The sequence below is a fragment of the Arthrobacter sp. NA-172 genome (genome assembly GCF_043952055.1).
Classification (GTDB): domain Bacteria; phylum Actinomycetota; class Actinomycetes; order Actinomycetales; family Micrococcaceae; genus Arthrobacter.
In genome coordinates, this window is the sequence record NZ_JBINOT010000001.1 from 81,971 (window position 1) to 94,496 (window position 12,526).

General features: G+C 62.6%; 10 protein-coding genes. 5 read left to right on the top strand and 5 right to left on the bottom strand.

Annotated features, from left to right (window positions below):
- The first annotated feature begins 12 nt into the window (after window positions 1-12).
- Complete coding sequence (locus ACF0H6_RS00410; protein ID WP_395248004.1) at window positions 13-1,095, top strand: DUF2891 family protein; 1,083 nt, start codon at window positions 13-15, stop codon at window positions 1,093-1,095.
- Window positions 1,096-1,190: 95 nt separating this feature from the next.
- Here ACF0H6_RS00410 and ACF0H6_RS00415 read toward each other — a convergent pair whose 3' ends face one another.
- Complete coding sequence (locus ACF0H6_RS00415; protein ID WP_395248005.1) at window positions 1,191-2,327, bottom strand: SGNH/GDSL hydrolase family protein; 1,137 nt, start codon at window positions 2,325-2,327, stop codon at window positions 1,191-1,193.
- A 77-nt stretch (window positions 2,328-2,404) separates the two neighbouring features.
- Window positions 2,405-3,703, bottom strand: coding sequence for an ABC transporter substrate-binding protein (locus tag ACF0H6_RS00420; protein ID WP_395248006.1), 1,299 nt, complete (start codon window positions 3,701-3,703; stop codon window positions 2,405-2,407).
- 247 nt (window positions 3,704-3,950) lie between these two features.
- Here ACF0H6_RS00420 and ACF0H6_RS00425 point away from each other — a divergent pair, with 247 nt between their 5' ends.
- Entirely contained in the window at window positions 3,951-4,877 is a 927-nt protein-coding gene (locus ACF0H6_RS00425; protein WP_395248007.1) for a carbohydrate ABC transporter permease, read from the top strand.
- The gene (locus tag ACF0H6_RS00430) at window positions 4,867-5,757 is read left to right on the top strand and encodes a carbohydrate ABC transporter permease (protein ID WP_395248008.1); all 891 of its coding nucleotides are present in this window, start codon (window positions 4,867-4,869) and stop codon (window positions 5,755-5,757) included. The genes ACF0H6_RS00425 and ACF0H6_RS00430 overlap by 11 nt, the downstream gene beginning before the upstream one ends.
- A 41-nt stretch (window positions 5,758-5,798) precedes the next feature.
- Here the strand turns inward: ACF0H6_RS00430 and ACF0H6_RS00435 are convergent, their stop codons facing one another.
- The 3 genes from ACF0H6_RS00435 to ACF0H6_RS00445 are packed head-to-tail and all read right to left on the bottom strand — an operon-like array spanning window position 5,799 to window position 9,563.
- Window positions 5,799-6,845: a LacI family DNA-binding transcriptional regulator gene (locus tag ACF0H6_RS00435; RefSeq protein WP_395248009.1), complete on the bottom strand. Its 1,047-nt coding sequence runs from the start codon at window positions 6,843-6,845 to the stop codon at window positions 5,799-5,801.
- A gap of 13 nt (window positions 6,846-6,858) precedes the next feature.
- The gene (locus ACF0H6_RS00440; protein WP_395248010.1) at window positions 6,859-7,860 is read right to left on the bottom strand and encodes a hydroxyacid dehydrogenase; all 1,002 of its coding nucleotides are present in this window, start codon (window positions 7,858-7,860) and stop codon (window positions 6,859-6,861) included.
- The gene (locus ACF0H6_RS00445; RefSeq protein ID WP_395248011.1) at window positions 7,857-9,563 is read right to left on the bottom strand and encodes an acyltransferase; all 1,707 of its coding nucleotides are present in this window, start codon (window positions 9,561-9,563) and stop codon (window positions 7,857-7,859) included. Before ACF0H6_RS00445 ends, ACF0H6_RS00440 begins: the two co-directional genes overlap by 4 nt.
- 155 nt (window positions 9,564-9,718) lie before the next feature.
- Here ACF0H6_RS00445 and ACF0H6_RS00450 point away from each other — a divergent pair, with 155 nt between their 5' ends.
- Window positions 9,719-10,582 carry a sugar phosphate isomerase/epimerase family protein gene (locus ACF0H6_RS00450; RefSeq protein WP_395248012.1) on the top strand — a complete coding sequence of 288 codons (864 nt, stop codon included), beginning with the start codon at window positions 9,719-9,721 and terminating at the stop codon, window positions 10,580-10,582.
- Window positions 10,583-10,628: 46 nt separating this feature from the next.
- Window positions 10,629-12,278 carry an ADP-ribosylglycohydrolase family protein gene (locus ACF0H6_RS00455; protein ID WP_395248013.1) on the top strand — a complete coding sequence of 550 codons (1,650 nt, stop codon included), beginning with the start codon at window positions 10,629-10,631 and terminating at the stop codon, window positions 12,276-12,278.
- Window positions 12,279-12,526 lie beyond the last annotated feature (248 nt).

Sequence of the window (12,526 nt, forward strand, 5' to 3'; positions counted from 1 at the left end):
CAAAGGAGCACCATGGACAACGATTTTCGCGCACAGGTGGCACCAGGATACGCAGCCGTGGTGCTGGGGAACCTTTCTGAGCCCTTCCCGCACTCGGCGCACCACACCCAGGTTTCCGCTAACGACCGGCCCACTCCGGAGCAGATCCACCCCGCGTTCTACACCTCCTTCGACTGGCACTCCTGCGTCCACATGCACTGGCTGGGGGTGAGCCTGCTCGGAGGTGCTCCCGGCTCGCCTTTGGCAGGAGCGTCCGACGGCGGCACGCAGGCTTGGGTGGAGAGCCCCATCGCTGCGTCGCTGCGAGAAGCGCTGGGCGCCAACCTGACCACGGCCAAGCTGGCGGTGGAGCGCGACTACCTGGTGGGCAACCCGTCCTGGGAGCGGCCGTACGGGTGGGCGTGGCTCATGCGGCTGGCGGCCACGTGCTCCGCCTCGGATGATCCGCAGATCCGGAAATGGGGCACATCGCTGGAGCCCCTGGTCGATGCCGTGGCGGAGCTCAGCGTGGCGTGGATGGCCAAGGCGCAGTATCCCGTCCGGCACGGCCTGCACACCAATGCCGCCTTCGGGGTGGGGTACATGCTGGATGCCTTCCGGTCACTGGGCCGGGTTGATGCAGCGAAGGCATGCGAAGAAGCAGCGTGTGGCTGGTTTGGCAACGACCGCGGCTGGCCGGGCGACTGGGAGCTCAGTGGCCAGGACTTCCTCTCCGCAGGACTGAGCGAGGCGGACCTGATGCGCCGCGTCCTGCCAGCCGACGAATTCTCTACCTGGTTCGCCGGGTTCCTGCCGGGACTCTCAGCGGAGTCGCGGATCCTGCAGCCCGTCAGTGTGACGGACGAGACCGACGGGTACCTGGTGCACCTGCACGGGCTGAATCTGACCCGCGCTGGACAGGTCGCCCGCATCATCGAGACGCTTCGCGGATCCGGCAGTGCCGAGGCCTCCGCTGCTACTGCTGTGCTCGGTCAGGCACTCGATCCGATGCTCAAGGCCGGGCTTGGTGGGCTGGAGAGCGGTGACTTCATGTCCACCCACTGGCTGGCCAGCTTCGCATGGGACGCACTGGAATCCGTGGCGGCGCTGGGCTGATCGATCTGGCAGCGGCACACTGGCGAGGCGTGTGCCGCATCTTCAGCTTCGACGACGTGGCCCCATGACCTGCATTGAGCAACTGATTGCTGCCGTCAACATCCCGTGACTTCGGCCTGGGGGCCGTGTCGACTCGCCCTGAGCAGCAAGCCGGCAACCATCGCGCCGGCATCCCAGTGACCATCGCGGCCGGGGTGGACGTGGTCGCTATAGTAACCCTGACGGTTGGCTTCGGCCCAGTCGCCCCATCGTCTGCTCCACTCGAGCAGCGGAACGCCTAGTTCGAGTGAGATCGGCCGGTAGATCCATTCGTACGCTTCGCTGATGGACCAGGGACCGGGCTGGTAGTCCGGGCGCACGGGGCAGGCTCCGACCAGCGCTATGTTCTCGACCCCGTACCGGGCGAACCCCCGGATGATGGCACGTAATGCCGATGCGCTGTCCGCGGTTGTCACCTCATCCGCGTGGATTGTGTCGTTCACGCCGATACCGATAGTCAGCAGGTCAAGGTCCGCAGACCCATAGGCGCGAAACCCGAGATCTTCGTTCGCCGACAGCCCCTCAAAGAGGTCGATCATCCGAGCGCCGCCGACGCCGCTCGTGAACCAGGTGAAGCACGGATCGCTCTCGTCAGAGTGGTCCAGGGAGTAAATGCGAGCTGAGCCGCTTTGTTTCGGGGCACGGATCTGCAGTTCGCTGGCCGCCCGATGTGCCCGGTTTGGAATTTCGAGTCGCGAGTAGTCGGGTCCCGTGACTTCGGGGCGGATCCAGGTCGCCCCACTATCGACGCTGTACTCGATATGTCCTGCGAACGATACCGTGAACGACGTCGCTGCGCCGTCGGGAGCGTACGAGAGTACGGCATTCCCCTCCGGGAGGAGCTCGTAAGAGCCCGCACCGAAGAATGCTCCTTCATTCAGGTCGCGACGCCAATCTCGACCGGCCAGCGTGATCCAGCCGCCGTCATTGTTCGTTCCCTCGCAGACCGGCCCTCGGCGCCATCGCCGCCCGTGCGCCCTCGCGACGAGTCCAGCCGCACGGGCCGTGTAGTGGTCTGACGCGGTGGTGATACCGAGCATGCCCGTAGCGATGGAGTCACCGACGTTTGCAAGGCGGAAGTCTCGAGCGCCGATCCCTAGCTGCGCCAGGGACGCCCCGACCTTGCTGAGCCAGTCCTCGGTGGCATTGAACGTTCCGCTTCTCAGGTCAAATGTATCCGCCGTTTTCGACATATCCCATCCTTCTGTCACGTACGCGGAGGGCCGTCTCCCGGATCGCCGGTAGACGCCCCTCCGCGTAAGCCGTATGCCTACAGAGCGGAGTTCACCTCGTCCATGAGCGCCTTCGCTGCCTGGGTGGCACTCATCCGGCCGAAAAGCACCTCGCTGGTGTAGCGCTGGAAGGACGCGGTGAAGGTCGCTGCACCGGCCGGCGCCAGTTGTGAGTCGACGACTTCGTGGCTGACGGACCCCATGAAATCGGCCACCGCCTTGTCATTCGGATCAAGGGAGGGAGTGACCGCATCACGCACCTGGCTGTTGGCAGGCACTCCACGCGTAACGCCGAGGATCTTGCCCGCCTCGGTGGAGTTCGTGAGGTAGTCGATGAGCAGCTGTGCCTCGACAGGGTGCTGCGTGCGGGCCGAGGCGCCCCAATACTGCGAAGCAACGTACATCATCTTCGCGTCGCCGGGCTGCCCGCTCTTGGACGGGAGACGGAGGAGCTTCAGCGGATTCTTGGACGCCTTTGCTTCGGCCGGAAAGTTACTCGTGCCGTCGAGTTGCATAGCGTAGCGTGCGGTGGCGATCCCCGACTGCTCGGGGGCGAGGGTCAGTTGCTCACTGCTCTCCGAGGCGCTCGGCGACCCCTTGTCGTCCATCATGTTCTTCGCCAGCGTGAATAGGCCTGCGAAGTCACTTTCGGTGGCCCCCAGCTTCCCGTCTTTCGTGAAGAGCTGGTGCCCTTGCTGGGCCGCCCAGGTGGCCATCTCGGTGATGTCCCAGCCGGAGGATCTGGCACCCTTGACGCCGTTCTTCGAGGCTGCCGTGATCTGTGCGGCGATCTTGTCATAGTCCGCCCAGGTCCAAGTCTTGTCGTCAGGCATCTTCACGCCCGCGGCTTCGAAGAGAGTCGGGTCCGCCACGACGGCGAGTGTTGACAGGCCGGTCGGCACGCCGACTTGGCTGTCGCCGACCTTGCCGCTCTTCGTCGTGCCGGGGTCTAGATCCTTCGTCGACACGTCCTTGATGTCAAGGAGCGCCCCCTGTGTGGCGTATTGCACCATGTTCACGCCCTGCAGCTGCTGAACGTCAGGCGCATCGTTTGCAGCGATCTGCGTGGAAAGCTTGTCGAAGTAGCCAGTAAAGGGGAGAGTGCTGGTCTCGACCGTGATGTAGGGGTACTTCGCCTTGAACGCCTTTAACGCGTTCGTGGTCGCCTGCGCACGTAGGTCGTTGCCCCACCAAACCATCTTGAGCGTTACAGGATTTTGGGGGCCGGAGGAAGACGCCTGAGGTGCGGCCGCTCCCGATGAACAGCCTGCGATGAGCAGCGCCGTCGCCGCTGCGATGGCCGCGAGGGGCGTGGCGCGAAGCATTCTCTTAGTCAACTCGAATCTCCTTTGATCGTCTTTGAACCTTGCTGAAACGTAACAGCTCTGTTAACCTTCTGTCAACGGTTCTTCTTTACGCTTCGAGCTAGCTTCGCGCCGTAAGGACGGAAGGGCCTTACTCGCTTGATATTCGCGGAAGCCCCGTAGGATGCTGAATCGTTTTATTGACATGCTCCGCTGGATGGTGTTTGCTCCTCGGAGGATCGGGCTGATCAGTTCGATCAGATACACAGTGAGGGTGGCTATGAGTGTTATTGCGGAACTCCGGAGAGCGCGGGGACGAAAGTCCAACACAACCGTGAAGCGGGAGAACAAGGTCGCCTATTTGTTCCTGGTCCCGTGGTTACTGGGATTTTTTGGGCTCTCTGTTATTCCGATGGTGAGTTCGCTTTATCTGTCTTTCACCGACTACAGCTTGATCAAACCGCCGACCTGGATAGGTCTCGAGAACTTTCAGCACATGCTGGGGGACGCACGTCTCACCAATTCGCTGCGGGTGACGTTCACGTACGTGATGTTCTCGGTGCCGCTGCAGCTCACCTTCGCTCTTCTAATCGCGATGCTACTCGATCGAGGAATGCGCGGCCTTGCGTTTTACCGCTCTGTCTTCTATCTGCCGTCGTTGCTTGGTTCTTCCGTGGCCATCGCGATTCTTTGGCGGCAGATCTTCGGCACGTCCGGTCTGGTAAACCAGTTCCTCGCTCTGTTCAATTTAACTGGACCCGGCTGGGTATCGAGCCCGGACACGGCGCTCGGGACCATCGTGATCCTGCATGTGTGGACGTTTGGCGCGCCGATGATCATCTTCCTGGCCGGCCTTCGCCAGATCCCGGCTATGTACTACGAGGCCGCGCAGGTGGATGGCGCGAATGCCTTCCAGCGATTCATCAAGATCACGCTTCCCCTGCTCAGTCCGATCATCTTCTTCAACCTCGTGCTCCAGCTCATTGGAAGCTTTCAGTCGTTCACGCAGGCGTTCATTGTCTCCGGTGGAACGGGCGGGCCGGCCGATTCGACAATGTTTTACACGATGTACCTCTACATGAAGGGCTTCGCGCAGCTTCACATGGGCTACGCATCGGCCATGGCCTGGGTGCTCGCCTTAATCATTGGGGCGTTCACCGCCCTCAACTTCATTGCATCGAAATGGTGGGTGTTTTATGACGACTGATACTGTGACCGCCACAAAGGTCAGCACTGCTACTGCGCCGCGTTCACGAGCCCGAACGCCACTCGGCTCGATTATCCGCCACACACTCATGATCGCTGCGGGCGTCATCATGATCTATCCGTTGCTGTGGCTGCTGGTCAGCTCGCTTAGGCCGGCTGACGAGATCTTCCGCGACCCTGGGCTGCTTCTCACCGGACTTGACTTCTCGAACTACACGCAGGGCTGGAACGCCTTGGGACGCCCGTTCAGCTCATACATCGTGAATTCCGGGATCCTGGTGCTCGGTGGCATCCTCGGCAACCTGTTTTCGTGCACGCTCACTGCGTACGCCTTCGCTCGCTTGGAATTCCGCGGCAAGAAGTGGATGTTCGCGGCCGTTTTGGTGACGATCATGATCCCGATCCATGTGATCATCGTGCCCCAGTACATCTTCTTCTCGCAGCTGCATTTGGTGAACACGTTCGTGCCGCTCCTGCTGCCGAAGTTCCTCGCCACCGACTCGTTCTATATTTTCTTGATGGTCCAGTTCATCCGGGCTATACCTCGCGAGCTTGACGAAGCGGCCCGGATCGATGGTGCTGGTCACGTCCGGATCCTCCTGCAGGTGATTCTGCCGCTCATGGCCCCTGCTCTTGCTGCGACAGCAATCTTCACCTTCATCGGAAGCTGGAACGACTTCTTCAGCGCACTTATCTACCTCACCAGCCCCGATGTGCAGACGGTTCCGATCGCACTTCGCTCCTTCATCGACACCAGCGGCACCTCGTCGTTCGGGCCTATGTTCGCGATGTCGATCGTCTCGCTCGTGCCGGTCTTTCTGGTGTTCCTGTTCGGCCAGCGCTACCTTGTCAAGGGAATTGCGACCACCGGTCTTAAGTAGATGCCCGTTGTGGGAGGGAACGCTGCGCGCCCCCGCTGACGTCAGACGCCCGTGCTCGCCCGCACGACGAGCTCTGGGGCGAAGATCACGTGGCGGTGGGCGCGCTGAGGATCCTCGAGCTCCTCGTTGAGGAGCTCGACGGCCGTTCGGCCAATAAGCGCAGCGGGCTGGTGGATGGATGACAAGGGGACTATGGCTGAGGCGGCGAAGTCGATGTCGTCGTAGCCGATCAAGCCGATGTCCTGGGGCACCCTGACGGTCCGGTTCTCAACGAATGCGTGAAGCATCCCGTTAGCCAGAAGGTCATTGGCGCAGAATATGCCGTCGGGGCGCTCGTCGGGTCGACGGGCCGCAACTTCGACCCCCGCCCGCCGGCCGGCGGCCACAGTCGTGTCGGGTGTGTCAAAGACTTCGAGCGTTGCATTCGGCGCTTCTCCGACTGCAATCAATGCGCCGGCAAGGCGCTCTCTGACACCGGGGGCTGCTACCGGGCCGACAAAGAGCAAGCGCCTGCGGCCGGTATCGAGCAAGTGCCTAGTCGCCATGTGCCCTCCTTCTGTGTTGTCGATCGAGACGGAGCTGCAACGTTCCGGTCGGGCAACACGTCCCACGACAACTGGAGTAAGTCCGCGCTCGATGAGCTCGTCGATGCGCTGCGTCGAACCGGAGACCGGGGCGATCAGAATACCGAACAGACGCTGCTCCAGGAAGAGGTTTATGTAGCGCTGCTCGCGTTCGACGCTCAGGTTGCTGTTGCCGATCAGGACGCTTGCGCCACGGTCGAAGGCCACATCCTCGGCCCCACGGGCGATCGCCGAGTAGAACGGGTTACTGCCGTCTGGCACGATCAGTCCGATGGTTGTGGTGTTGCCTGCTCGCAGCTGATGAGCGGCTGCATTGCGCACGTAGCCGAGCTCCTCGATCGACGCACGGACACGATCCCTAGTGCTACGGGAGATCCGGTTGGTGGAGTTCAGTACATTCGAGACTGTAGTAACGGACACGCCAGCGTGCTTGGCCACATCCTTGATACCCACGGTCCCGAGGCGGCCCTTCGCGGGATCCCGGGTCAGATCCGATGATGCCATTATTTCCCCTATCCTAGGCATTCGTAGCGTACCGCGTCCGGGTCACAGCGAATTCGAGTTCATCGCCTCTTGCGAACCGCTGGACCTCGTCCACCGCCCGGTCGCCGATACGGTGCAACTCGAGGCCGCGCGAGCCCGCGACATGCGGCGTCAGCACGACGTTATCGAGGGTCCAGAGTGGTGAGGAAGCGGTCGGGACCTCGGGATCGGTCACGTCGATGACCGCCCGAATGCGACCGGTCTGCAGCTCCCGCGCGAACGCATCCTGGTCGACGATGGCCCCACGTGAAGTGTTGATCACCACCGCGCCATCACGGAGCAACGAGAGCTCTCGAGCGCCGATCATACCCCGCGTTTGCGGCAGAAGTGGTGCATGGATGCTCACCAGGTCCGAGGATTCCAGCAGCGTATCCAGGTCGACCGAGGTCACGCCAAGCGTCTGCGCCTCTTCCGTTGTCAGGTACGGGTCGTAGACCACGACCTCGAGGTCGAACGGCCGCAGCAGCTCGATCATCCGTCGGCCGATCGACGATGCGCTTATTATCCCGACGCGACGCTGATAGGCGCCTTTGTCCCGGAGCAGGCCATCCACGTCTACTTCCGCCCGCGCCGCACGATAGATGTTCTCGATGGCGCGCACCCCTTTGAGCTCGAGGAGAATCATCGCGAGCGTGTACTCGGCAACCGGCAGGGCGTTGGTCGGGGACTGGGAGGAGATCTGGATGCCGCGATCGTAGACGTCCTCGCCGACGATGGGCCGTACTGTGCCAGCGGCGTGCACGATGGCGCGTAGGCGGGGAGCGACGTCGAGAACTTCGTTGGTGAGTTCGGCCGTTCCCGTTCCTGTCAGTACGATCTCCGCCGTGGCCAGCAGTTCGCGCACGTCGGCGCGAAGGTGATCGGTGGCAGTCGGCGCTACCGACACGCGTCCGCTGCTTTTCAGGCGCCCGAGGGCTTCCGGCGTGATGGCTAGTGCCTGGTGAGATGAGGGCATCAGGATGAGGATCTCAGTCATCCGGCGTAACCGATCTGAGCAACGGCAGGTGCCGGCCGGTGAATGCCGCGCGGCTCGTAGTCGAGCAGGTCGCCTATGCCGAGGTAGTCGGCGAGCAACCAAGTGATCGAGAGCCACATTTCGGTTCCAAGCAGACCCGGCATCCTTTGCCAGCCGTTTCCCGGCTCAAGGGCGAAACTGAAGCCGCGCCCGGGGCGCCATGAGCGAAGGATGCGGTCGAGCTGACTTCTGGCCCAATCCTCGCCCTCCGAGCGCCGGTGCCGTGTTTGCTTCGCTGCCAGCCACAGTGGATGGATGACATCGAGCACATTGCAGGCGGTTCCGCGGTCGCTTGCGAAATAGTCGCGGTCAGCCGCGTGGTCCAGCAGGGTGTCGACAACGCGCTCAGGATAAGGAAGCGGGACCCCGAACTGAGCGAACGTTCCCCGGGTAAGCCGGTAGAAGCCGTTGACGGGCTCGAGCCAGCCCGAGCTAGAGGTCCGTCGTCCCCACAGGCCGGTCGCCGGATCGCACCGGGTCACTAGCCATCCGAAAAGTGTCTCCAGCTCAGCGGCCCCCGAGAAGACCGAGCGGTTCCAGAGCATGGCTGTGCCGAGTGAATCGACCCAAGCTCCCGCGCGCCACCCCTCGGCCGCCCATGGCTGAGCGTCTAAGGCTCGCCGAACATCGGCCGATGTCAGCTGCTCGACCGTTGCGAGCGAATGCTCGAACGACGACCCGAGCAGCTGAAGCGCATATCCGGCGCACAGTATGTTGTAGTTCACCGCATCGTGCCCGTCGAAAGAAGGGGAAGCATCGCTTTCGCCCCACGCCGGAATAAGACCGGTTTCGGCATCTTGTCGCCCGCGCAGCTCGTTCACGATCTGGTTCCGGTCGACCGGCAGCATAGCGAGGTCGCGGAAACCGCTCGCGAGCTCTACGGCATCGCACCAGGCACGCACCGTCGGCACGTCGCCGTCACGGTCTATGAATGACTTCGCCTCTCCGCGCTGCCAAGCGGCGCTGATGATTCCCGGCGTTTCTTCGCGCGCCGTCTCCGTCAGCCGTGCAAGCGCCCTCTGGCGGTCGTTCTGGGTTCCGCCGCGCCGGTCCCGAAGTCTGCGCGCCGGATTGCCCGCGACGATGCTCCAGGGTGTCACATCCTTCGTCACCACAGCGCCAGCGCCGATCACACTGTGCTCGCCGACGTTGACACCGTCGACGATGGTGACGTGGGATCCGATCCAGACGTCGTCGCCGATCGTGATGCCGTCGAATTCGAGACCCTGTTCGAAGATGGGTCGATCCGTGGCCATCAGGTGGTTGAAGCCGAGGATCGATGTGTGCGCGCCGACCCGCACCCCGTTACCGATCCGGATCTTTCCTCGGACCTCGGTGAATGGGTTGAGAGTGCAGTCTTCACCTACTTCGACGTCTCCCCATAGGTAAGAATGAGCGCTGACGTAACTGCGATCCCCGAGGAAGAGTCGTTCGGGGTAAACGACCGCGAGCGGCGAGACGAAAGCTTCCGCCCCAAATCTTATGTCTCCGCGTTCCGCGATCGTTACTTGCCACTCGCGTTGGTCGCGCTGTTCGGCTTCCGTCGCTTGGCTCCAGAATGCCGACACGCCCATGTCGTACCGTGTGAACGCGGGTGCTGCTTGGAACGCTCCATTGATGTTAAACCCGTCGGCCCGCACTCGATCATCGTCGATACCTTGCATGAATGCCACCCTCTCTGACGTTGCGCTACGGCGCTAAAACGATACTATAACAAAATTGGTGCTTTACAGGACGATAGCCAGCATCCTATGGTAAACCTGAGATGTAACGATTCAGCTCGCTATCCATGCGGCTGGGCTGATGATTGGAGAAAAGTTTGGCACGCATCGCGGCCATCAGCGACGACCTGAGCAGCGACTTTCTGGATGCTGCGAACCTCGCCTCGAATTTGGGACTCGACGGACTGGCTGTCCGGCATGTGGACGGGCTGAACGTCCGTGACCTCACCCCGGACGCGGTTGCCTCCGTGAAGCGGATCGCCGGCGAGCGGGGCCTGCCCATCGCCGCCCTGTCTTCACCGTTCGGGCGAGACTTGTTCCTTAACGATGACGACCGGCCTGCGCAAGAATTGCTCGATCGGATGATCCGTTACGCTGACATACTCGATACCCCCCTGATTCGCGCGTTCGCGCTATGGCAGCCCGGCAAGGACTCCCTTTCGGAGTGGTGGGAGAGGCCGGTGAGCCAAGGACTGCCCGAGCAAGTGATCGAGCGGATGTCCCGGTATGCCGCACGCGCGGAGCAGGCGGGGGTCAGACTCATGGTTGAACTGGAAGGTGCCAGCTACGTTGGCCAAGTCGCCGAAGCCAAGCGCCTTTTCGACGCCGTGAGCTCTCCGGCCTTGGTTCTCTGCTGGGATGTATGCAACGGCTGGTGGTCGGGTGAGCGCCCCTGGGAGGAGGGCTGGCCGATCGCGCAGTTCCTTCCAATAGCGGACGTGCAGGCCAAAGACGTTTGCGTTAGCGTCGGCGATCCCGAAAAGCCGTCGTTGGAGCAGGTCGTACTCGGCTCCGGCGACCTGCCGTACGAGAAGATCGTGTCCGCTTTGCTCAACGACGGATACGACGGCTGGTTCACAGCCGAGCGCGTCTATCACCCCCGCAAGCCGGAGAGGGAGCCTCCGCTTCGCGCGGACATCCTCAGCGACATCGCAAACCTGCGGCGGCTCGTCGCACCGTAGCACCAGTACCAGCGACACTTCAGAAACACCCGAACGAAGGAGAACTATGTACAACCCAGCGACTTCCGCTGCGAACGATCTCGCCAGCGGACTGGAGCGGCGCGCTGGGTTTACCCGGAAGGCGTTTCCCTCGTCCGCGCGACTCCGACCTCCGATGAGAATCGAGAACTACGCCGAACGGGTGCTCGGATGCTGGCGGGGGAAGGCCGTCGGAGGAACTTTGGGCCAGTCGTTCGAGGGGCTAGACGGCCCAATCGAGGCCGACTTCTACTTTCCTGTGCCCAATGGGATGGTCCCCAATGACGACCTCGACGTGCAAGTGGTCTACGCAGCCGTCATCGCCGTACAAGATGAGCCCCGGGTGGATCGCTTCGTGATAGCGGAGGCGTGGCGCGAGCATCTCCGCTTCCCTTGGAACGAGTACGGGGTGGGCAAGAGGAACCTCGCCGAGGGCATTTTGCCGCCGCACACCGGCTCGTTCGACAACTGGTTCGCGGCCGGCGAGGGTGCGGTCATCCGTACGGAACTGTGGGCGTGCCTCGCTCCGGGGGAGCCGCGCCGCGCCGCCGCCTACGCTTACGAGGATGCCTGTTTCGACCACTCAGGTGACGGGATCTGGGCAGCCGTCTTTATGGCAGCGCTCCAGTCGCTGGCGTTCGTGGAGTCCGACGTGGACGTGCTCCTTGACCGTGCCTCCGAACTCCTCCCAGTGACGAGCAAGATCCGTCAGGTTGTGCAGGACACGCGGGCGTGGGTGGCTGAGAACGAATCCTGGCACGACGTACTCGGACTGATAAATGCCAAATACGCCAACGGCGACTTCACTGATACGAGGCCGAACACTGGCTACGTAGTTTTGGGCTTCCTCGCCTCAGGTGGCGACTTCGAGAAGGCCATCCTTATTACTAACGGATGTGGCGGCGACACCGACAGTAGCACCGCGTCCCTCGGCGCTCTGCTCGCCATCATGGAGCCGGGCTGCATCCCGGCGCGCTGGCTGGCTCCGATTGGCGACGACTTGGTGCTGAACAAGGAGGTCGTGGGCGTGAAGGCGCCCGCTACGATTCTGCAGTTCACAGATGAGGTGATCGAGTTGCGCTCCAAGCTCACTGACACGTGGCCCGACGTCGAGGAGGTGCCGTTCGATCCGGACGAGTTCGCGATACCGGTAACAGTGGGCTGGGCTTCCCCTTACGGCCAGCCCTGGGGCGTCCGGGACGCGTCCGGGCTCAGCCCGGAGGGAACGCCGCTGCCCGAAATGCCCGCGAACGCCACCCGTCGCACGGTTCCGGGCACCCTGGGTGAAATGGAAGAGGTCGGACTTCGAGGACCGCATCCTCGTCCTGGAGTACACGCTGGACCTTGCCCACGACGTCAACGGCCGGCTCATGTTCAACTGCTCCGAGCACTGTCGCGTCTGGCTAGACGGCGACTACCTTTTCGGCAGCCAGCCGTCGGCTCTCTTCCCGACGCAACATCGGCCGCCCGCGGGCCAGGGCAAGGATGTTTCCCTGGCCAAGGGGCGGCACTCTCTCCGGGTGACTATCCTCAAACCGACCGCAGACCGAGAGTACGCGGAGTGGGTTGTCGCTCTTGCCGAGAACCCCGTCCTCGACTGGGTGCCTGGGGTGTTCAGAGGATAGGTTTGGGTGTCCACGCCGCCCGGCGGCGTGATCATCCCCGGGGGTTTAGTTAAAGCGGATGCCGCGGCCTCTGCCGCCGTGGGCGCCCAAGCCTCCGCCTGCGGGATTTTCCAGATTTTCTTGACGTCGACATGGAGCAGTTTTGGGTCTTCGGGTTCGCAGCGGTGGCCTGTGGCCCCGGCGCATGTCCCGTCATCTCAGTCGTGGGGTCTCGCGACCTTGCCTGCTGGGTACGATTCCGACTTTTGGCATTGCTCCGGGAGGGGAGTCATTTCGGATGCAGGGTTCGAAGCGCACTTTT

Coding starts and splice junctions, on each gene's coding strand:
- ACF0H6_RS00435 (WP_395248009.1), bottom strand. CDS start 6,845: ATGGCATCATCGGATCTGACCCGGGATCCCGCGAAGGGCCGCCTCGGG.
- ACF0H6_RS00410 (WP_395248004.1), top strand. CDS start 13: ATGGACAACGATTTTCGCGCACAGGTGGCACCAGGATACGCAGCCGTG.
- ACF0H6_RS00455 (WP_395248013.1), top strand. CDS start 10,629: ATGTACAACCCAGCGACTTCCGCTGCGAACGATCTCGCCAGCGGACTG.
- ACF0H6_RS00425 (WP_395248007.1), top strand. CDS start 3,951: ATGAGTGTTATTGCGGAACTCCGGAGAGCGCGGGGACGAAAGTCCAAC.
- ACF0H6_RS00430 (WP_395248008.1), top strand. CDS start 4,867: ATGACGACTGATACTGTGACCGCCACAAAGGTCAGCACTGCTACTGCG.
- ACF0H6_RS00440 (WP_395248010.1), bottom strand. CDS start 7,860: ATGACTGAGATCCTCATCCTGATGCCCTCATCTCACCAGGCACTAGCC.
- ACF0H6_RS00445 (WP_395248011.1), bottom strand. CDS start 9,563: ATGCAAGGTATCGACGATGATCGAGTGCGGGCCGACGGGTTTAACATC.
- ACF0H6_RS00415 (WP_395248005.1), bottom strand. CDS start 2,327: ATGTCGAAAACGGCGGATACATTTGACCTGAGAAGCGGAACGTTCAAT.